This is a genomic window from Chelatococcus daeguensis, assembly GCF_001887265.1.
Classification (GTDB): domain Bacteria; phylum Pseudomonadota; class Alphaproteobacteria; order Rhizobiales; family Beijerinckiaceae; genus Chelatococcus_A; species Chelatococcus_A sambhunathii.
Window position 1 is genome coordinate 2931418 of the sequence record NZ_CP018095.1, and the last position, 18503, is coordinate 2949920.

Annotated in this window: 19 protein-coding genes; 14 read left to right on the top strand and 5 right to left on the bottom strand. The window is 68.7% G+C overall.

Translation table 11 applies throughout. From position 1 onward, the window contains the following. Positions 1–25: 25 nt before the first annotated feature. Both BOQ54_RS13910 and BOQ54_RS13915 read right to left on the bottom strand, forming a co-directional pair. Positions 26–406, bottom strand: a complete 381-nt coding sequence (locus BOQ54_RS13910) for a cell division protein ZapA (RefSeq protein ID WP_055457658.1) — start codon at positions 404–406, stop codon at positions 26–28. An 18-nt stretch (positions 407–424) separates the two neighbouring features. Next, positions 425–694: a DUF4164 domain-containing protein gene (locus BOQ54_RS13915; protein ID WP_055457659.1), complete on the bottom strand. Its 270-nt coding sequence runs from the start codon at positions 692–694 to the stop codon at positions 425–427. Between the two features lie 249 nt (positions 695–943). On the opposite strand from BOQ54_RS13915, the gene tkt reads away from it, so the two are divergent. The 10 genes from tkt (at position 944) to BOQ54_RS13965 (ending at position 11810) form a co-directional block, all read left to right on the top strand. After that, positions 944–2878 (top strand): transketolase, encoded by a 1935-nt coding sequence (gene tkt / locus BOQ54_RS13920; RefSeq protein WP_245280454.1) that lies wholly within the window; start codon positions 944–946, stop codon positions 2876–2878. 70 nt (positions 2879–2948) lie between these two features. Next, positions 2949–3956 (top strand): type I glyceraldehyde-3-phosphate dehydrogenase, encoded by a 1008-nt coding sequence (gap, locus tag BOQ54_RS13925; protein ID WP_055457661.1) that lies wholly within the window; start codon positions 2949–2951, stop codon positions 3954–3956. 78 nt (positions 3957–4034) lie between these two features. Next, on the top strand, positions 4035–4490 hold the full coding sequence (locus BOQ54_RS20065; RefSeq protein ID WP_157672310.1) for a hypothetical protein: 456 nt from the start codon (positions 4035–4037) through the stop codon (positions 4488–4490). Beyond that, positions 4487–5710: a phosphoglycerate kinase gene (locus BOQ54_RS13935; RefSeq protein ID WP_071924109.1), complete on the top strand. Its 1224-nt coding sequence runs from the start codon at positions 4487–4489 to the stop codon at positions 5708–5710. The genes BOQ54_RS20065 and BOQ54_RS13935 overlap by 4 nt, the downstream gene beginning before the upstream one ends. Positions 5711–5774: 64 nt before the next feature. Further along, on the top strand, positions 5775–6839 hold the full coding sequence (gene fba / locus BOQ54_RS13940; protein WP_055457663.1) for a class II fructose-bisphosphate aldolase: 1065 nt from the start codon (positions 5775–5777) through the stop codon (positions 6837–6839). Between the two features lie 230 nt (positions 6840–7069). Beyond that, positions 7070–7726, top strand: a complete 657-nt coding sequence (locus BOQ54_RS13945) for a thiamine phosphate synthase (RefSeq protein ID WP_071924110.1) — start codon at positions 7070–7072, stop codon at positions 7724–7726. Then, positions 7723–8757: a tetratricopeptide repeat protein gene (locus tag BOQ54_RS13950; protein ID WP_071924111.1), complete on the top strand. Its 1035-nt coding sequence runs from the start codon at positions 7723–7725 to the stop codon at positions 8755–8757. The genes BOQ54_RS13945 and BOQ54_RS13950 overlap by 4 nt, the downstream gene beginning before the upstream one ends. A 66-nt stretch (positions 8758–8823) precedes the next feature. Beyond that, positions 8824–9618 carry an inositol monophosphatase family protein gene (locus BOQ54_RS13955; protein WP_071924112.1) on the top strand — a complete coding sequence of 265 codons (795 nt, stop codon included), beginning with the start codon at positions 8824–8826 and terminating at the stop codon, positions 9616–9618. A 172-nt stretch (positions 9619–9790) separates the two neighbouring features. Continuing rightward, positions 9791–10777, top strand: a complete 987-nt coding sequence (locus BOQ54_RS13960) for a hypothetical protein (RefSeq protein ID WP_055457667.1) — start codon at positions 9791–9793, stop codon at positions 10775–10777. Position 10778: 1 nt separating this feature from the next. Further along, positions 10779–11810: a peptidoglycan -binding protein gene (locus BOQ54_RS13965; RefSeq protein WP_055457668.1), complete on the top strand. Its 1032-nt coding sequence runs from the start codon at positions 10779–10781 to the stop codon at positions 11808–11810. 226 nt (positions 11811–12036) lie between these two features. Here the strand turns inward: BOQ54_RS13965 and BOQ54_RS13970 are convergent, their stop codons facing one another. Then, entirely contained in the window at positions 12037–13854 is a 1818-nt protein-coding gene (locus BOQ54_RS13970) for an ABC transporter transmembrane domain-containing protein (protein ID WP_071924515.1), read from the bottom strand. Between the two features lie 204 nt (positions 13855–14058). On the opposite strand from BOQ54_RS13970, the gene rpmE reads away from it, so the two are divergent. Then, positions 14059–14289, top strand: a complete 231-nt coding sequence (rpmE, locus tag BOQ54_RS13975) for a 50S ribosomal protein L31 (RefSeq protein WP_026015329.1) — start codon at positions 14059–14061, stop codon at positions 14287–14289. A 91-nt stretch (positions 14290–14380) separates the two neighbouring features. Here the strand turns inward: rpmE and BOQ54_RS13980 are convergent, their stop codons facing one another. Then, positions 14381–14914: a DUF1465 family protein gene (locus BOQ54_RS13980; RefSeq protein WP_063185467.1), complete on the bottom strand. Its 534-nt coding sequence runs from the start codon at positions 14912–14914 to the stop codon at positions 14381–14383. Positions 14915–15390: 476 nt separating this feature from the next. Then, positions 15391–15597, bottom strand: coding sequence for a DUF1192 domain-containing protein (locus tag BOQ54_RS13985; RefSeq protein ID WP_019403323.1), 207 nt, complete (start codon positions 15595–15597; stop codon positions 15391–15393). A 210-nt stretch (positions 15598–15807) separates the two neighbouring features. On the opposite strand from BOQ54_RS13985, the gene BOQ54_RS13995 reads away from it, so the two are divergent. From BOQ54_RS13995 to BOQ54_RS14010, 3 genes are all read left to right on the top strand, one after another. Then, positions 15808–16230, top strand: coding sequence for a YciI family protein (locus BOQ54_RS13995; RefSeq protein ID WP_071924114.1), 423 nt, complete (start codon positions 15808–15810; stop codon positions 16228–16230). A 57-nt stretch (positions 16231–16287) separates the two neighbouring features. Next, entirely contained in the window at positions 16288–17547 is a 1260-nt protein-coding gene (locus tag BOQ54_RS14000) for an RNA polymerase sigma factor (protein ID WP_071924115.1), read from the top strand. Positions 17548–17752: 205 nt separating this feature from the next. Beyond that, on the top strand, positions 17753–18475 hold the full coding sequence (locus BOQ54_RS14010) for a DUF1013 domain-containing protein (protein ID WP_071924117.1): 723 nt from the start codon (positions 17753–17755) through the stop codon (positions 18473–18475). Positions 18476–18503 lie beyond the last annotated feature (28 nt).

Here is an 18503-nt window from a genome sequence, read left to right on the forward strand (position 1 = left end):
CGTGCTCTGCCGAAAGCCGCCTCGTTCAACCCGGCTGGCTCGGCTGCGCCGGGGGCGTCAGCGACTTCGTCACGCGCTCGACGCGCTCGGCGAGCGTCGAGACGGCCTCCGCAAGCCGCTCCTCGATCGCACCTATCCGCTCGTCGCCCGCGCCCACGGCGTCCTTCAGCGTGGCGACCTCATTCTCCAGCCGCGCCAGGGCCCGCTTCGCCTCGCTCAGCTCGTCAGCGATGGTGAGCGCGGCCATGACATGCAGGCGCATGTCGCCGATCTCGCCGAAGGCCGTGCGCATTTCCTCGATGCGCCCGTCGAGCGTGGCGGCAAGCCCCTCGATATGCGCCTCCTCGCCCTCCCCGCAGGCCATGCGGTAGAGACGCCCGGCGATGGTGACGGAAACCTGCGGCATTACCCTTACCTCTTGGCTTCAAGGCTGGCTTTCGGCCCCCATGACCGTTCTGACCGCCCCCATGGCACGCTCGACCCGCCGCGACACGTCATCCGCCGCCGCCTCCAGGCGCTCCAGCCGGGCGAGCGCCCCGTCGAGTTCAACGGCGAGCCGCGCCCTGTCGTCCTGCATCAGCGACAGCTCGGTCTCGAGGTCGCCGCGCCGCTGTTCCAGCTCGAGCCGCCGTGCTGCCGCGCGCTCGAGCCCCGAGACGGCCGCCTCCAGCCGCTCGAGAGCTGCATTGAGCATTGCCTGCGATCGCGCCATGATCTCACCCGATGACTGTCGGCGGCGCGGGGAATCGCATGCCGGCCGTCGTTCCATTGACTCGCAAAGATGACCTGCTATCAAGCCCGCGCCCCCCCGCGGCTGTGCCGGCCCACGTCGGAAGCGGCGTCGAACGCGCAGTCAGACCCTGGTTTCGAGCGTACCGGAAACGATCCAGTGACTTCTCCTGTCGAGCACGCCCGCCTTGCCAATGCCATCCGCGCCCTCAGCATGGACGCCGTGGAACAGGCCAAATCCGGCCATCCCGGCCTGCCCATGGGGGCGGCAGACATCGCCACCGTCCTCTTCTCGCGCTTCCTGAAGTTCGACGCGGCCGATCCGCGCTGGCCCGACCGCGACCGCTTCGTCCTGTCGGCCGGTCACGGTTCGATGCTCATCTACTCGCTGCTGCACCTCACCGGCAACACGGATGTGACGCTCGACGAGATCAAGCGCTTCCGCCAGCTCGGCTCCAAGACGCCGGGCCATCCCGAGAACTTCATCACCTCCGGTGTCGAGACGACCACCGGCCCCCTCGGCCAGGGGATTGCCACAGCAGTCGGCATGGCACTCGGCGAGCGCATGCTCAACGCCCAGTTCGGCGACGACCTTGTCGATCACTATACCTATGTGCTCGCCTCCGACGGCGACCTCATGGAGGGCGTCAGCCAGGAGGCCATCGCGCTCGCCGGCCACCTCAGGCTCAACCGCCTCATCGTCCTCTTCGACGACAACGGCATCTCGATCGACGGGCCGCTGTCGCTCGCCGATTCCGTCGACCAGCTGAAGCGCTTCGAGGCGGCCGGCTGGGCAACGATCCGCGTTGACGGGCATGACCCGCAGGCCATCGCCGATGCGATCTCTGCCGCCCGCAACAGCGAATACCCTACGCTCATCGCCTGCCGCACCACCATCGGCTATGGCGCTCCGAACAAGGCCGGCACCTCCAAGGCACACGGCGAACCGCTCGGCGCCGAGGAACTCGGCGGGGCCAAGCAGCGCCTCGGTTGGCAATACGGCGCCTTCGAGATCCCCGAGGACATCCGCTCCGCCTGGCTCGCCATCGGCGAGCGCGGCCGCGCGACACGCGAAGCCTGGCAGGCCCGCCTCGCCGCCATGGACACCGAACTGCGTGAGGAATTCTCCCGCCGCATCACCGGCACGCCGCTCGCCGGCCTCGACGAGGCCGTCGCACGGCTGAAGCGGGAACTCGTGGAGACGGCCCCGACGCTCGCCACCCGCAAGGCGAGTGAGACAGCTCTTGCGGTTCTGACGGAAGCGGTGCCCGAACTGGTCCTTGGCTCCGCCGACCTGACCCCCTCCAACAACACGCGCACCAAGAACCTCGCCGCGGTCAGTGCCGGCAATTACGGCGGCCGCTACATCCACTACGGCATCCGCGAACACGGCATGGCCGCGGCCATGAACGGGCTTTCGCTGCACGGCGGCTTCATCCCGGCCGGCGGTACCTTCCTCGTTTTCGCCGATTATGCGCGCCCGGCGATGCGCCTCGCCGCCCTCATGGGCACGCAGGCCATCTACGTCATGACGCACGATTCGATCGGCCTCGGCGAGGATGGGCCGACGCACCAGCCGGTCGAGCACCTCGCGAGCCTGCGCGCCATGCCCAACATGCGCGTCTTCCGCCCGGCCGATGCCGTCGAGACGCTGGAGTGCTGGCAGCTGGCGCTCGAGCGGCGCGACGGCCCGACGGTCCTCGCGCTGACGCGCCAGAACCTCCCGGCCCAGCGCACGGCCTTCACGGACTGGAACATGTGCGCCACCGGCGCTTACGAACTCGCCGCCGCCGAGGGCGAGGCCGTCGTCAGCCTCTTCGCCTCGGGCTCCGAAGTCGAGATCGCCGTCGCCGCCCAGTCGCTGCTCGCCGAGCGCGGCATCGCCGCCCGCGTCGTCTCCGTGCCGTCGCTCGATCTCTTCCTCGCCCAGCCCGAGGATGTGCGCCGCGACGTCATCGGCAATGCGCGGATCAAGGTCGCCGTCGAGGCCGCCGTCCGCTTCGGGTGGGATGCGGTGATCGGCCCCGACGGCATCTTCGTCGGCATGTCGGGCTTCGGCGCCAGCGCCCCGTACAAGGAGCTGTACAAGCATTTCGGCATCACGGCCGAGGCCGTCGTCGAGCACGTCCTTGCCAGGCACACCGCCTGAGCAGGCACGCTTCGCCTCAGTTTCGCCGAACGCGCCGTGTCTCACGGCAACAGATCGAGGGAGTGATACCATGACGGTTCGGGTAGCCATCAACGGTTTCGGACGCATCGGCCGCAACATCCTGCGTGCCATCATCGAGAGCGGGCGCAAGGATATCGAGGTCGTCGCCATCAACGACCTCGGGCCAGTGGAGACCAACGCCCACCTGCTGCGCTTCGATTCGGTTCACGGCCGCTTTCCGGCCGAGGTTAAGGTCGATGGCGACACGATCGACGTGGGCCGCGGCCCCATCAAGGTCACCGCCATCCGCAATCCGGCCGAGCTGCCGCACAAGGACCTCGGCGTCGACATCGCCCTCGAGTGCACGGGCATCTTCACCTCGAAGGACAAGGCAAGGGCCCATCTCGACGCCGGCGCCCGGCGCGTGCTCGTCTCGGCCCCGGCCGACGGCGCGGACCTCACGGTCGTCTACGGCGTTAACCATGACAAGCTGGCGAAGGACCATCTCGTCGTCTCCAACGCGTCCTGCACCACGAACTGCCTCGCGCCGGTGGCGAAAGTGCTCAACGATGCCGTCGGCATCGAGAAAGGCTTCATGACCACGGTGCACGCCTACACGGGCGACCAGCCGACGCTCGACACCATGCACAAGGACCTCTACCGCGCCCGCGCTGCGGCCCTCAGCATGATCCCGACCTCGACCGGTGCCGCCAAGGCCGTCGGCCTCGTGCTGCCCGAGCTCAACGGCAAGCTCGACGGTGTCTCCATCCGCGTGCCGACGCCGAACGTCTCGGTCATCGACTTCAAGTTCATCGCCCGCAAGGCGACGACCAAGGACGAGGTCAACGAGGCCATCAAGCGCGCCGCCGCGCAGGAGCTGAAAGGCATCCTCAACTTCACGGCGAGCCCCAACGTCTCGGTCGACTTCAACCACGACAGCCACTCCTCCACCTTCGCCCTCGACCAGACGAAGGTGATGGAAGGCACGCTCGTGCGCGTCATGTCCTGGTACGACAACGAGTGGGGCTTCTCCAACCGCATGGCCGACACGGCCGTTGCAATGGGCAAGCTGGCCTGAAATGCATCGGGACGCGGACCCAAGCTCCGCGTCCCGCGTTACTTGAGGGGTTCGGCGGGGGGCGAGCTGGAGACCGCAATGAGCGACACAGGTGGCCAACGCATCGAACCCTTTCTGCCTCAATCAGCCCCTGATGCCGAGCCGGCCGCGCCCCCTGCCGAGCCAGCCCCTGCGCCAGCCCCGCCCCCGGCTGCTCCCCCCGCACCCGTCGAGGACCCGCCGGCGCCCCCCGCCACCCCGAGCGCCCGCTCCCTGGCGGAGCAGCTCGCCCGCATCGAGGAAAAGGCGGCACGGCTCGAGGAGAAGCACGCCCGCAGTGAGGCGCTGATGCTGCGGCTCGACGACAAGGTGCAGGCGACCTCGAACCTCTCTGGCGAACTCGCCCGCCAGAGCGACCTTGCCGCGCTGCACGATCGCGTCGCCCGGCTGCCGGGCTATTCCGCCCTCATCGTCGCGGCGGTCATCGCGGCGGTACTCGCCGCGAGCTTCACCGTCGCCCTCATCAAATTCCTGCCCGGAGGCATTGGATTATGAGCCATGGGACATCGAGCCCTGGAACCCGGAGCTTTCGCACGCTCGATGAAGCGCAGGTGAAGGGCAGGCGCGTCCTGTTGCGCGTCGACCTCAACGTGCCGATGGAGAATGGCCGCGTGAGCGACGCCACCCGCATCGAGCGGGTCGTGCCAACCATTCGCGAGATCGCCGACAACGGCGGCCGCGTGGTGCTGCTCGCCCATTTCGGCCGCCCGAAGGGCAAGCCCGAGCCCAAGGACAGCCTTCGCCCGGTCGCGGCCGCGGTCGCCGAGCACATCGGCCGGCCGGTGGCCTTCGCCGAGGACTGCATCGGCGAGGCGGCGACCGAGGCCGTCGACGCCCTGAAGGACGGCGACATCGTCCTTCTCGAGAACACCCGCTTCCACGCGGGCGAGGAGAAGAACGACACTGATTTCGTGAAGGCGCTCGCCGCCAACGGCGATCTTTACGTCAACGACGCCTTCTCCGCTGCCCACCGGGCGCACGCCTCCACCGAAGGGCTCGCCCATGTGCTGCCGGCCTATGCCGGACGCACGATGCAGGCCGAACTCGAGGCCCTGGCCAAGGCGCTGGAAGCACCGAAGCGACCCGTCGTCGCCATCGTCGGCGGCGCCAAGGTATCGTCGAAGATCGACCTCCTGGAGAATCTCGTCACCAAGGTCGATGCTCTCGTCATCGGCGGCGGCATGGCCAATACCTTCCTGCACGCCCAGGGTCTCGCCGTGGGCAAGTCGCTGGCCGAGAAGGATCTGGCGACGACGGCCTTGAAGATCATGGAGAAGGCGTCGGCGCACAACTGCGCCATCATCCTGCCGGTCGATGCGGTGGTGGCCTGGCATTTCGAGGCCAACGCCCCTTCGCAAGCCTATGGCCTCGACGCCATCCCAGAGGATGGCATGATCCTCGACATCGGCCCGCAGTCGATCGAGCGCGTACGCGCCGCCATCGACGATGCTGCGACCCTTGTGTGGAACGGCCCGCTCGGCGCCTTCGAGCTGACACCTTTCGACGCCGGCACGGTCGCAGCCGCTCGCTATGCTGCGGAGCGCACAGCGGGCGGCAAGCTCGTGTCGGTGGCCGGCGGCGGCGATACGGTCGCAGCGCTGAATCACGCGGGCGTCGCGGAAGCCTTTTCCTATGTCTCGACGGCGGGGGGCGCCTTCCTCGAGTGGATGGAAGGCAAGGCCCTGCCCGGTGTCGAGGCCTTGCGCGCCGGCTAAGGCCCGGCAACCATAACGAGGCGGGCAACCAACGCCCGCCCGGCCAGTCTAGCGGAGAAGTACAGTGGCTCGCATCACCCTGCGTCAGTTGCTCGACCACGCTGCCGAATACGGCTACGGCGTGCCGGCCTTCAACATCAACAACATGGAGCAGGGCCTCGCCATCATGGCGGCGGCCGATGCCGTCGATGCGCCCGTCATCATCCAGGCGAGTCGCGGCGCCCGCCAGTATGCCAACGACGTGGTGCTCGCCCGCCTCATCGACGCGCTCGTCGAGCTCTACCCGCACATCCCCGTGTGCATGCATCTCGACCACGGCAACAACGAAGCAACCTGCGTCACCGCCATGCAGCACGGCTTCACCTCCGTGATGATGGACGGCTCGCTGAAGGAGGACGGCAAGACGCCGGCCGACTGGGACTACAACGTCGGCATCACCCGCCGGGTGACCGAGATGGCCCATTACGGCGGCGTCTCGGTGGAGGGCGAGCTCGGCGTGCTCGGCTCGCTCGAAACGGGCATGGGCGACAAGGAGGACGGCCACGGCGCCGAGGGCAAGCTCAGCCACGACCAGCTGCTGACGAACCCGGACGAGGCGGTGAAGTTCGTCAAGGAGACTCAGGTCGATGCGCTCGCCATCGCCATGGGCACCTCGCACGGCGCCTACAAGTTCACGCGCAAGCCGGATGGGGCTATCCTCGCCATGCACGTGATCGAGGAGATCCACCGCCGCCTGCCCGAGACGCACCTCGTCATGCACGGCTCCTCCTCCGTGCCGCAGGAACTGCAGGACATCATCAACAAGTACGGCGGCAAGATGCCCCAGACCTGGGGCGTGCCGGTGGAAGAGATCCAGCGCGGCATCAAGCACGGCGTGCGCAAGATCAACATCGACACCGACAACCGCATGGCGATGACCGGCCAGATCCGCCGCATCCTCACCGAGAACCCGGGCGAGTTCGACCCGCGCAAATATCTGAAGCCGGCGATGGAGGCGATGACCAAGCTCTGCAAGGAGCGCCTCGAGCAGTTCGGCACGGCGGGCCAGGCCGGCAGGATCAAGCCCGTCTCCCTGTCCGAGATGGCCAAGCGCTACCGCTCCGGCGAGCTCGCCCCGAAGATCGCCTGATCCATGCCCGGCCGGTTCCCGGACCGGAGCAGGACGCGAGGGTCGCCGCACGGCGGCCCTCGGTGTTTCAAAAACAGGTTTCCACTTTCAGGCACGGCGCTCTAGAGTCCTTCCCTGCGACCTCGCGCTGCCGGCAGCCGGCGCGGACGACGCCGCCTTGGAGCCGATGCCGGTCGATTGCCCTGCAATCGGACCGGCATGGCTCTCGTTACTCGGGTACCTCAACGGCCATGTCCGACTTCACGCCCCGTCTCTATCTCGTCTCGCCCTTCGTGACCGATGTCGAGGCCTTCGCGCCACAGCTCGAAGCGGCCTGCAGGGTCGGCGACATCGCGGCCGTGCTGCTGCGGCTCGCCACGAACGACGAGCGGACGGCCATCAAGCAGGTAAAGGCGCTCGCGCCCATCGCCCAGAACGAGGGCGCCGCCGTCGTCGTCTCGGGCGCCCCTGTCATCGCCATGCGCGGCGGGGCGGACGGCGTTCACATCGCGGGCACCGGCTCGCCCGCCGAGGTCGAGGCGGCCCGCGAGGTGCTCGAGGCCATGAAACCGGATCGTATCGTCGGTATCGGTGGGTTGCGCAGCAAGCATGATGCCATGGTCGCCGGCGAGATGGACATCGATTACGTCATGTTCGGCGAGCCGCTGCCCAATGCCACCCTGCCCCCCTTCGCGCAGGTGATGGAGCGTGCGGCCTGGTGGGCGGAGATCTTTGCCGTGCCTTGCGTCGCCTTCGCGCCGGCGCTCGAGGACGTAACGCCGCTCGCGGAGACAGGGGTCGAGTTCGTCGCGGTGGGCGATGCGGTCTGGTCCGCGCCCGAGGGGCCGGCCAAGGCCGTGGCTTGCGCGCTCGGGGCGCTCGCCTCCGCCGAGGTGCCGCAGCGATGAGGTTGCGCCTGGCGGTCGCTCTTGCCGCGCTCCTCCTCCCCACCGCTGCCATCGCGCAGCCGGCCGCATCGCCAACGTTGCCCGCTCCTGCGGAAGGCGCAGCGCCGGCCGAGGCCGGACGCGCTCCCCAGCTGCCGACACCGCAGAGCACCCCCCTCATTCCGACGCTGCCGAGCGACCGCACGGATCTCGCCTATGGCGCCTACCAGCGCGGGCTTTATGTCTCGGCCCTGAAATATGCGACGGCGCGTGTGGAAGCCAATCGCAACGACACGGCCGCCATGACACTGCTCGGCGAGCTCTATGCGCAAGGCCTTGCCGTGCCGCAGGACTTCGCGGAGGCCGCCTCCTGGTACCGGCTTGCCCACGAAAAAGGCGATGCCAACGCCACTTTCGCCCTCGCCATGCTGGCCATGGATGGACTGGGGCTCCCGAAGAACCGGGCGCAGGCCGAGACGCTGCTCGAACAGGCTGCCGCCAAGGGCCACCCGGTCGCATCCTACAACCTCGCCCTGCTGCTGCTGCCGCGTCGCACCGAAGGCGGCGACGAACGGGCCGTCGCCCTGCTCGAGCGGGCGGCGCAGGCCGAGATCGCCGATGCCCAATATGCGCTCGCGGTACTCTATCGCGAAGGCAGAGGCGTGCCCGTCGACCGCATCAGGATGGCCAACTGGCTGGCGCGCGCGGCCGACAACGGCAACCTGCCGGCCCAGGTGGAATATGCCATCGCGCTTTTCAACGGCGATGGCACCGCGCGCAGCGAGGAAGAGGCGGCGCGCTGGTTCGAGCGAGCGGCTTGGCGCGGCAATCCCATCGCCCAGAACCGCCTGGCGCGCATCCTCGCTGCCGGTCGCGGCCGCCCGACGGACCTGGTCGAGGCCGCCGCTTGGCACATGCTGGCCGCGCAGGCGGGCCTCGCGGACAGCTGGCTCGACGATACCCTCAAGACCCTCACCGATGCGCAGCGCAAGGCTGCCGCCGACACCGCCCGTGAACGGGCCGAACGCCTCGAATTCGGCATCGGCCCTTGACCCCGCCGCGCAGCGAGGGCAAACCCGCCGCCCGGCCGCCATTCCAGTGACGAAAGACCCCAAGGCATGATCCGCTCTCCCCTCATCACCGTGATGACCGACGCCGTCATGAAGGCGGCTCGCTCGCTCAAGCGCGACTTCGGCGAGGTCGAGGCGCTGCAGGTCACGCTGAAGGGGCCGGGCGACTTTGTTTCCGCCGCCGACCGCAAGGCGGAGAAGACGCTGCGCGAGGCGCTGGAGAAGGCCCGCCCCGGCTATGGCTTCGTGATGGAGGAAAGCGGCATCGTCGAGGGAAGCGACAAGAGCCACCGCTGGCACATCGATCCGCTCGACGGCACGACGAATTTCCTGCACGGCTTCCCGCACTTCGCCATCTCGGTCGGCCTCGAGCGCGACGAGCAACTGGTGGCCGGAGTCATCTACGACCCGATCAAGGACGAGATGTTTGTCGCCGAGAAGGGCAAGGGTGCCTTCCTCAACAACAGGCGCGTCCGCGTCTCGGCCCGGCGCGAGATGCCCCAGGCCCTTGTCGGCTGCGGCATCCCGCACCTGGGCAAGGGCGGCCATGGCCAGCTCATCCGCGAGCTTGCCGCCGTCTCCGTGCGCGCCGCCGGCGTGCGCCGCTCGGGCTCGGCCGCGCTCGACATCGCCTATGTCGCCTGCGGGCGGCTCGACATCTTCTGGGAGCGCGGCCTCAACTCGTGGGACATGGCGGCCGGTCTCGCCATCCTGCGCGAGGCGGGCGGCTTCGCCAGCGACGCCGACGGCGGCGTCAACCCCATCGCCAGTGGCTCCATTGCCTGCGGCAACGAGACACTCCACCGCGAGCTGCTCGACGTGCTGAAGAGCGCACGCGCCTGAGCGATCGCTGACAGGTCGCGGTGAGCTTGCGGCACAGTCACGAAGATGCCGACAAGACGTGCGACGAAGGGCCATTGTCGGCACGCCGCGCAACGCGTGCCGGCTTGATCGCCGGGTATTCCCCGGCGAACATGGGTGTATAGTCCCTTCGGACACAACCCGATGGTTTGAGATGGCGGCCGGCGATTCCCTCAAGCTTTCCTCCCCCCGGATCTACCTGGTCCGCATGGGCGTCTTCCTCATTCTGGTGGGCTTCCTCGCCTTCGTGCTCTACCGCCAGATCTGGTCGGCCTTCCTCACCAACCCGGCGCTGAATGGCATCATCCTTGGGGTGCTGCTCATCGGCATCGTGCTCGCCCTGCGGCAGGTAGCCCGGCTCTTCCGGGAGGTGCGCTGGGTCAACAACCTGCGCCGCAGCGGCGAGGGCGTCGCCCTCACCGACATGCCGGTGCTGCTCGCACCCATGGCGACGCTGATCGGCGACCGCTTCGGCCGCGGCGGCGTGCCCACGGCGACCCTGCGGGCCATCCTCGATTCCATCGCCGCGCGCCTCGACGAGAGCCGCGACATCACGCGCTATCTCGCCGGGCTGCTCGTCTTCCTCGGCCTGCTCGGCACCTTCTGGGGCCTGCTCGAGACCGTGAGCTCGGTGGGCAAGGTCATCCAGTCCATGCGCACCGGCGGGGAGGCGAGCGCCCTCTTCGACGAGCTCAAGGCAGGCCTCGCCGCGCCACTCGGCGGCATGGGCATTTCTTTCTCGTCCTCGCTCTTCGGCCTCGCCGGCTCACTCGTTCTCGGCTTTCTCGACCTTCAGGCGGGCCAGGCGCAGAACCGCTTCTACACCGAGTTGGAGGACTGGCTCGCGGCCTCCGTCGCCGACGTCACGCTTGATGCCATGCCCGGCACGCCGGCCCTTGCCGCCGGGCAGGATGTCGCAGCGGCGCTGGAGCGGCTCACCACCGCCGTCAGCGAGGGCCAGAGCGGGCGGGCCGCCACCCATGCCATGGCCAATCTCGCGGAGGGCATTCAGGGCCTCGTCCAGCACATGCGCACCGAGCAGCAGATGATCCGCGACTGGGTGGAGGCTCAGGCGAGCCACCAGCGCGAGATCAAGCTGCTGCTCGAGCGCCTGAATGCCGAGCGCGCGCGGATCGACTAGCATGGCCCTGTCCCGCGCCCGCCGGTCAGACCGCCGGATCGATTACTGGCCCGGCTTTGTCGACGCGCTGTCGACGCTGGTTCTCGCCATCATCTTCCTCTTGTCGGTCTTCATGCTGCTGCAGTTCTTCCTGTCTCAGGAGATCTCGGGCAAGGACACCGCACTGCAACGGCTCAACCAGCAGATCGCCGAGCTGACCGAACTTCTCGCCCTGGAGCGCGGCTCGAAGAAGGAGCTGCAGGACAATCTCTCCGTCCTCCAGTCGACGCTGTCGGCGAGCGAAGCCGAGCGCAACCGCCTCTCCGGCCTGCTCACGAGCGGTACGGCCGAGGGCGACGCGGCGAACCGGCGCATCGGCGAACTGGAAGGCGCGCTGTCAGCAGAACGGGACATTTCCGCGCGCGCCCTTGCCCAGGTCGAACTGCTCAACCAGCAGCTTGCCGCCATGCGCCGGCAACTGGCAGCACTGGAGGAGGCGCTGGAGGCGTCGGAGGCCCGCGACAAGCAGTCCCAGGCTCGCATCGCCGACCTCGGCTCGCGCCTCAACACCGCGCTTGCCCAGCGGGTACAGGAACTTGCCCGCTTCCGCTCCGACTTCTTCGGGCGCCTGCGGCAGATTCTCGGCAACCGCTCGGACATTCGAGTCGTCGGTGATCGCTTCGTGTTCGAATCCGAGGTGCTGTTCGATACCGGTCAGGCGACGCTTCTGCCCGCGGGAACGGCCGAGCTCGACAAGATTGCAAGCGCGGTGCTCGAGCTCGCCCGCGAGATCCCGCCCGACATCCCGTGGGTGCTGCGCGTGGACGGGCACACCGACAAGCGCCCCCTGTCAGGCACCGGCCAGTACAAGTCCAACTGGGCCCTGTCGGCGGCGCGCGCCATCTCCGTGGTGCAATATCTCGTCGAGAAGGGCGTGCCGCCCCAGCACCTGCTCGCCGCCGGCTTCGGCGAATTCCAGCCCATCGAGCTCGGCGACACCGAAGACGCCTTCCGTCGCAACCGCCGCATCGAGCTGAAGCTCACCGAGCGGTGACGGTCGGCATAGGAGGAACCGGAGGGCCTGGAGCAACCCGTCCCCCTCCTCCCGCTTGCGGCGGGGAGGGGTCAGGGGTGGGGGGGCGGCGCCGCCTGAGCGGCGCATCCGTTACCCTCGTCCCCGAATTCGCTGCCGCCTGCCTGCTGAACCACCCCCCACCCCGACCCTCCCCGCCACTTCGTGGGGGGAGGGAGAAGAGGCCGCCCTTCTCCGCTCCAAAAATCTACTTCGCAGCGAGCACCTCGGCCGGCACGTCGCCGAACTGCAGGCGGGCGAGCTTGGCATAAAGACCGCCCCGCACCGCAAGCGTCGCGTGCGTGCCCTCCTCCACGATGCGCCCCTCGTCCATGACGAGGATGCGGTCGGCGGACTGGACAGTCGCGAGGCGGTGGGCGACGACGATCGTGGTGCGGCCCTGCATCAGCCGGTCGAGCGCTGCCTGCACGAGGCGCTCGCTCTCGGCATCGAGCGCCGACGTGGCCTCGTCGAGCAGGAGGATCGGCGCGTCTTTCAGGACGGCGCGGGCGATGGCGAGGCGCTGGCGCTGGCCGCCCGAGAGCGTGACGCCGCGCTCGCCGAGCATGGTGTCGTAGCCCTGCGGCAGGGCCGTGATGAAGGCGTCGGCGGCCGCGAACTCCGCTGCACGGCGCACCTCTTCCATGGAGGCATCAGGGCGGCCGTAGCGGATGTTGTCGGCGACACTCGCGCCGAAGATGACCGCCTCTTGCTGCACATAGGCGATACGGCTGCGCAGCGCCGCAAGGTCCGCGCGGCGCACGTCGACGCCATCGACCAGCACCCTGCCGCCCTGGCAATCGTAGAACCGCAGGATGAGCTGGAACACCGTGGTCTTGCCGGCACCCGACGGCCCGACGATGGCAACGCGCTCGCCCGCCGCAACCGAGAAGTCGAGTGCATGCAGCGACGAGCGTTCGGGCCGGCTCGGATAGGCGAAGGACACGTTCTCGAAGGCCACCGTGCCACGCGGCGGCTGCGGCAGGGCAACCGGCGAGGCGGGCGAGGCGACGCTCGCACGCGTGGCGAGCAACTCCGACAGGCGGCCCGCCGCACCTGCCGCCTGGGATACCTCGCCCCAGACCTGGCTGAGCTCGCCGAGCGCGCCGGCGGCGAAAACCGCGTAAAGCACGAACTGGGACAGCCGCCCAGCGCTCATGCGGCCGCCGAGCACGTCCTGCGCGCCGTACCACAGCACGGCGACGACGCTCGCCGCGATGAGGAAGAGCGCGACGGCGGTGAGATAGGCACGGGCGCGGATGGAGGCGCGCGCGGCCTCGAAGGCGTCCTCGGCGGCCGCCTTGTAGCGCCGGGCGGTCGCTGCCTCGACGCCGAAGGCCTGCATGGTGCGGATGGCGCCGACCGCCTCTGTGGCGAAGGCGGAGGCGTCGGCCAACCTGTCCTGCGCGGCGCGCGAGCGCCGGCGCACGCTGCGCCCCGAGGCGACCAGCGGCAGGACGATGACCGGGATGGCGGCGAGGACGAGGGCCGACAGACGCGGGCTCGTCACCACCATCATGGTCGCCGCGCCGATGAAGAGAAAGAGGTTGCGCAGCGCGATCGAGGCACTCGCCCCGAATGCGGCCTTGATCTGCGTCGTGTCGGCGGCGAGGCGCGAGGCGAGATCGCCGCTGCGCGCACTGTCGTAGAAGCCGGGATCGAGCCACAGGAGATGGCGGAAGACAGCCGTGCGCAGGTCCGCCACCACGCGCTCGCCGAGCGTCGTGACGATGTAGTAGCGGGCCGCGCTCGCGACGGCGAGCACGGCGACGACGATGACGAGCATGCCGAAATAGGCATTGATCATGCCGCTGTCGGGGTCGGAGAAGCCGCCGTCGATCACTCGCCGCACCGCCAGCGGCAGCGCAAGCGTCGCGCCCGCAGCAACGACGAGCGCCACGAGAGCCGCCGCGATGCGGCCACGGTAGGCGAGCGCGAAGGGCACCAGCGGCTTCAGCGCCGCCATCGGCGCGCGCTCGCCCCTTCCCTCGCCCGCCGCCCCGCCGTCCGCGGCTTCGCCCTCCATCCGCATGCGGCCCCTGCCCGCTGCCATCGTCCCGTCCTTTCCTCCTCGCCGGATCGCCCGCGGCGATTTTGGCCTTTCTGCCCTGCTTGTGTCCGACTTGGCGCTGCGCTATAGGGTCGCGACCTTTCAGGAATATCCGTCGTCGTCACGATGCGCTGCTGCCGGCGCGAGGCGTGCGGCGCAGTGTTGGACAAGGACACCGCCATGAAAAGCGATACGCATCCCGATTACCACTTCATCAAGGTCGTGATGACCGACGGCACGGAATATGTCACGCGCTCGACCTACGGCAAGGAAGGCGACGTGCTGAACCTCGACATCGATCCGCGCACCCATCCGGCCTGGACCGGCGGCTCGCAGCAGCTGCTCGACCGCGGCGGCCGTGTCTCGCGCTTCAACAACCGTTTCGCCGGCCTCAGCTTCGGCAAGAAGTAAGGGCGGGGCGGAGCCTTCCGCCTCTCTCCCCAAATGCAAAGCCCCGGCGCTGCCGCCGGGGCTTTTGCTTGTCGCGGGGAGGCTGTCGTGATCAGTGCCGGGAAAAGGCCGACTGCAGACGCCCGAGCTGCAGGGCGACCGGGCTCGTCGACGAGGTAAGCAGACTTTCCCCGCTCAGGAGCGCGTCGAGATGCAGCACGCGCTCCTGCAGGCGCAGCGAATGGTCGATGAGCTCGCGCATGCGCTCGGGCAGGAGCGAGACCAGATCGTCCGACGTCGGTGAATTCTGCCAGGTCAGCTTGACCTTGTGCTTTTCCTGCATCGCCTGCTCGGGCGTCAGTTCCCCTTCCGCCACCGCGCGCTGCAGCAGCAGCCAGGACGCGACCTGCATGAGGCGTGTCGTCAGCCGCATGCTCTCGGCGGCATAGGCGAGCGCTGCCTGCCTCTGCAGTTGGCGGCTCTCCTCGCGGCCTGGCCCGTCGAGATAGGCAGCCGATTCCTCGATCAGGTCCATACCCTCGCGGAACAGCAACCGAAAAGCCTCGGAAGCCACGAAGCTGCGCCCGAAGGGAATGGGGGCCGTATCGTCGTTGTGCTCGCTGCGGAGCTTGCTCTGTTCGCTCATGGTTCCTCGCGCCTCCCTCGGTTCCGCCACCATGCTGCTCCGAAATGGAACGTTGCACTCGTTGCGGGAGACACGTTGCAAGTTTGCCGCCAATCACCTCAGCAATAGGTTAACGAAACTGCCGATGGAGAGAAAGCGGCAGAATTTAAGAGCATGCATGCGGAGCGGCCCCGACGTCGGCCTCACCGATCCACGGCAGCGGAAATGGTGATCAAGCCTCTTGTGTTGATCAGATTTCCCTGGCGCTTCCGGCGCCCGGCCCCGCCGCGCGGGTATCAAAAAAGAGCCGCCCGAGGGGCGGCCCGAAGTGATAACAGGGAGGCGTCAAACAGAGTGGACAGGAGCCACTCGGCATCCAGAAGACTGGATAGCTGCCGTTATAAATCGGAAACCTTAACGCTCCGTTAAGCTGCGGCGTGCCAGCGAGGGCGCTCGCGTCCCGCTACGGCACAGGCTGATCCATCATCCAGAATGGATCAGCGGAAGAAGGCGTTCGCCGCCTGCCGTGAAGCCTGCTTCGCCTCTCTCATCCCCTCGAGCCGGGCAATCTCCGCCTTGAGCAGCGTGATCCTGTCCTCGAGCTCGTCGAGCGACAGCGCCGACAGATCCTGCCCGATCTCGTGAGCGAGGGGACTCTTGCCGAGGGGACCCTTGCGCGGCTCGTCGCCGAAGATGTCCTGCATGTCCTCCCTCCCGTCGCCAGTTGCGGACCCCTCAGTTTACGGCGAGGCGGCCGGGATTGTCACCCGCCCGGGCGACGGTGACCCGCTGTCGGCCCTCCACCGTGCCTCGGTCGAAAAAATTTCGCGTGCCATGTCGATCCCGGCGATGCTCGCTCGTCGTAGGGGCAGGAAGGCCATCGGGGCCTCTCCGGAAGACAAGGAGACGAGACGATGCGTGTGATGGTCATGGTCAAGGCGACCAAGGACAGCGAAGCCGGCGCCATCCCCTCGGCCGAGCTGCTCGAGGCCATGGGCAAGTACAACGAGGAGCTGATCAGCGCCGGTGTGCTGCTGACCGGCGACGGGCTGAAGCCTTCGTCCGCCGGCAAGCGCGTGGCCTTCGACGGCCCCAACCGCTCCATCATCGACGGCCCTTTCGCCGAGACGCGCGAACTGGTCGCCGGCTTCTGGCTCTGGGAGGTCAAGGACATGGACGAGGCGGTCGCCTGGGTGAAGCGCTGCCCCAATCCGATGCCCGGGCCGAGCGAGATCGAGATCCGCCCCGTGGTCGATGCCACCGATTTCGGCGAGGAGCTCGCCCCCGAATTCGGGGAGCGGCTCAACCGTCTGCGCGAGAGGCTGCCGGAACGCTGAGGCATCCCCTCGTCGCCATGCTTGCCTTGCCGCCTGTTTCTCGCCTAAGCGGGAGGCATGGCGGCAAGCGACACCCACCGCGCGATCGAGACGGTCTTCCGGATCGAACGCGCGCGGCTGGTCGGCGGCCTCGCCCGCATCGTACGGGACGTCGACCTCGCCGAGGAGCTGGCGCAAGACGCGCTCCTTGCCGCCCTCTCCGAATGGCCGCGGGCGGGCGTGCCGCAGAATCCCGGCGCGTGGCTGATGGCCACGGCCAAGCGGCGGGCCATCGACCGGCTGCGTCGTACCGCGATGCTCACGCGCAAGCACGCCGAGATCGGCCGCGATCTCGCCGAGGACGGCGCGGATCCTGTGGCGGCGCTCGAGGCGGCGCTCGACGACGATGTCGGCGACGAGGTGCTGAGCCTCATCTTCACGGCCTGCCACCCCGTCCTCTCGCCCGACGCGCGCGCAGCCCTGACGCTGCGCCTCATCGGCGGCCTGACGACGGACGAGATCGCGCGCGCCTTCCTCGCGGGCGAGCCGACCATCGCCCAGCGCATCGTCCGGGCCAAGAAGACCTTGCGCGAGGCCGGGCTGAGCTACGAGGTGCCGCGCGGCAGGGAGCGGGCGGAGCGCCTCGCCTCGGTGCTGAAGGTGATCTATCTCATCTTCAACGAGGGCTATGCCGCCACGGCCGGCGCGGACCTGACTCGCCCTGCGCTGTGCATGGAGGCCCAGCGCCTCGGCCGCATCCTGGCCGGCCTGATGCCCGAGGAGCCGGAGGTCTTCGGCCTCCTGGCGCTGATGGAGCTGCAGGCCTCCCGCCTCGCCGCGCGCCTGGGGCCGGACGGCATGCTCCTGCCCTTGACAGAGCAGAACCGCGCCCGCTGGGACCAGCTCCTCATCCGCCGCGGCCTTGCCGCCCTCGCGCGCGCCGAGGCCCTGAGCGGGGCTCGCGGGCCCTATGCCCTGCAAGGGGCCCTCGCCGCCTGCCACGCGCGGGCGCGGCGGGCCGAGGAGACGGACTGGGCGCGGATCGCCGCGCTCTACGGCGTGCTGCGCGAGGTCATGCCCTCGCCGGTGGTCGACCTCAACCGCGCCATCGCGCATTCCATGGCCTTCGGTCCCGAGGCCGGCCTTGCGCTCCTCGCGGCGGTCGACGCCGACGCCCTGCGCAACTACGCGCCGCTGCCGGCGGCCCGGGGCGATTTCCTCTTCCGCTCCGGCCGCCTCGCCGAGGCGAGGCAGGCGTTCGAGGAGGCGGCCGCCCTCACCTGCAACGAGCGCGAGAGGGCTTTCCTCCTCAAGCGGGCGGCCGCCTGCGGCGGCTGAATGCGGGAAGAGGCGGGCGCCGACAAGACGTCGCCGCGATCCTCTGCGATCATTTGCCAGATCGACGCGACGCGCTTATATAGCGGCCAGTCCCCGTCATCGACGATCGATGATTGCTTCGGCCCCGCCGGGTCGGAGCGCAGGGAAACCGTGTCTGCCAGGCCGGGGCGCCAGGCGCCCGCCGAAATGTCTTAAGGAGCCGACCATGTCCACCGGACCGCTGATGCCCAAGGCGACCGCCGTCTGGCTCGTCGAAAATACGGCGCTGACGTTCGACCAGATCGCCGACTTCTGCAAGCTGCATCCGCTCGAGGTGAAGGGCATCGCCGACGGGGAGGTCGCGGCCGGCATCAAGGGGCTCGATCCGACGGTCAACGGCCAGCTCACCCGCGAGGAGATCGCCCGGGCGGAGGCCAATCCCGCCTACCGGCTCAGGCTCGCCCCGCCCAAGGTCAAGCTACCGGAGGTCAAACGCAAGAAGGGCCCGCGTTACACGCCCGTCTCGCGCCGCCAGGACCGGCCGAACGCCATCCTCTGGCTGCTGCGTAACCACCCCGAGCTGAAGGACGCGCAGATCATGCGCCTCGTCGGCACGACCAAGACGACCATCCAGCAGATCCGCGACCGCACGCACTGGAATGCGGCGCATCTGACGCCGATGGACCCGGTCACGCTCGGTCTTTGCTCGCAGATCGATCTCGACTTCGAGGTGGCCCGCGCCGCCAAGGACCGTCCGCAGGTGGCGCCCGAGAGCGACCAGACGCTGCTGCCGGCCGAAGTCACCACCGCCCCCGAGGAGGAGGTGCAGCCCTTCGGCGACACCTCGCGCCCGCGCCGGGAGGAAGAGGAAAAGCTCGACGTCGATTCCGTCTTCGCCAAGCTCAAGCAGCTCAAGCGCCCGGACGACGAGGAGGACGAAGAACTCTGAGAAGCCGCCGGGAACGGCACTTCCGACC

What these genes read in the sequence shown, in the direction of transcription:
- BOQ54_RS13910 (WP_055457658.1), bottom strand. Translation starts at nt 406, where the DNA reads ATGCCGCAGGTTTCCGTCACCATCGCCGGGCGTCTCTACCGCATGGCC.
- BOQ54_RS13915 (WP_055457659.1), bottom strand. Translation starts at nt 694, where the DNA reads ATGCTCAATGCAGCTCTCGAGCGGCTGGAGGCGGCCGTCTCGGGGCTC.
- tkt (WP_245280454.1), top strand. Translation starts at nt 944, where the DNA reads ATGGACGCCGTGGAACAGGCCAAATCCGGCCATCCCGGCCTGCCCATG.
- gap (WP_055457661.1), top strand. Translation starts at nt 2,949, where the DNA reads ATGACGGTTCGGGTAGCCATCAACGGTTTCGGACGCATCGGCCGCAAC.
- BOQ54_RS20065 (WP_157672310.1), top strand. Translation starts at nt 4,035, where the DNA reads ATGAGCGACACAGGTGGCCAACGCATCGAACCCTTTCTGCCTCAATCA.
- BOQ54_RS13935 (WP_071924109.1), top strand. Translation starts at nt 4,487, where the DNA reads ATGAGCCATGGGACATCGAGCCCTGGAACCCGGAGCTTTCGCACGCTC.
- BOQ54_RS13945 (WP_071924110.1), top strand. Translation starts at nt 7,070, where the DNA reads ATGTCCGACTTCACGCCCCGTCTCTATCTCGTCTCGCCCTTCGTGACC.
- BOQ54_RS13950 (WP_071924111.1), top strand. Translation starts at nt 7,723, where the DNA reads ATGAGGTTGCGCCTGGCGGTCGCTCTTGCCGCGCTCCTCCTCCCCACC.
- BOQ54_RS13955 (WP_071924112.1), top strand. Translation starts at nt 8,824, where the DNA reads ATGATCCGCTCTCCCCTCATCACCGTGATGACCGACGCCGTCATGAAG.
- BOQ54_RS13960 (WP_055457667.1), top strand. Translation starts at nt 9,791, where the DNA reads ATGGCGGCCGGCGATTCCCTCAAGCTTTCCTCCCCCCGGATCTACCTG.
- BOQ54_RS13965 (WP_055457668.1), top strand. Translation starts at nt 10,779, where the DNA reads ATGGCCCTGTCCCGCGCCCGCCGGTCAGACCGCCGGATCGATTACTGG.
- BOQ54_RS13970 (WP_071924515.1), bottom strand. Translation starts at nt 13,854, where the DNA reads ATGGAGGGCGAAGCCGCGGACGGCGGGGCGGCGGGCGAGGGAAGGGGC.
- rpmE (WP_026015329.1), top strand. Translation starts at nt 14,059, where the DNA reads ATGAAAAGCGATACGCATCCCGATTACCACTTCATCAAGGTCGTGATG.
- BOQ54_RS13980 (WP_063185467.1), bottom strand. Translation starts at nt 14,914, where the DNA reads ATGAGCGAACAGAGCAAGCTCCGCAGCGAGCACAACGACGATACGGCC.
- BOQ54_RS13985 (WP_019403323.1), bottom strand. Translation starts at nt 15,597, where the DNA reads ATGCAGGACATCTTCGGCGACGAGCCGCGCAAGGGTCCCCTCGGCAAG.
- BOQ54_RS13995 (WP_071924114.1), top strand. Translation starts at nt 15,808, where the DNA reads ATGCGTGTGATGGTCATGGTCAAGGCGACCAAGGACAGCGAAGCCGGC.
- BOQ54_RS14000 (WP_071924115.1), top strand. Translation starts at nt 16,288, where the DNA reads ATGGCGGCAAGCGACACCCACCGCGCGATCGAGACGGTCTTCCGGATC.
- BOQ54_RS14010 (WP_071924117.1), top strand. Translation starts at nt 17,753, where the DNA reads ATGTCCACCGGACCGCTGATGCCCAAGGCGACCGCCGTCTGGCTCGTC.